This window comes from Frankia sp. Mgl5 (assembly GCF_023242985.1).
Lineage (GTDB): Bacteria > Actinomycetota > Actinomycetes > Frankiales > Frankiaceae > Parafrankia > Parafrankia soli.
In genome coordinates, this window is record NZ_JALKFY010000271.1 from 1 (window position 1) to 247 (window position 247).

Below are 247 nucleotides of genomic sequence, written 5' to 3' on the forward strand. Positions count from 1 at the left end.
TGCCGGAACAGGCCCTGCCAGCGTCGAGATCTGGGGCACGCCCGTCGACCTGATCCGTCAGGCCAATGGCGCGGTGGCGCTCAGCTTCCGCTACCGCATCGATGCAGCGCCCAGTGATACGGTGCGTCTGTCGCTGGGCGGCGGGGCGGTCGATGTGACCAACCTGCTGAAATCGGCCCCGGCCGCCCGCTGGCAGGTGGCGCGCATCCCGCTGACCTGCTTCCGCACCGACGGCGGGGACCTGTCC

The 247-nt window shown here is 70.9% G+C and carries 1 protein-coding gene; it reads left to right on the top strand.

Features of this window, described 5'->3' with window-relative positions; translation table 11 throughout:
* Window positions 1-247, top strand: a 247-nt coding sequence (locus tag MXD62_RS09320; protein WP_248828960.1) for a putative glycoside hydrolase, incomplete at both ends; no start/stop codon positions are given.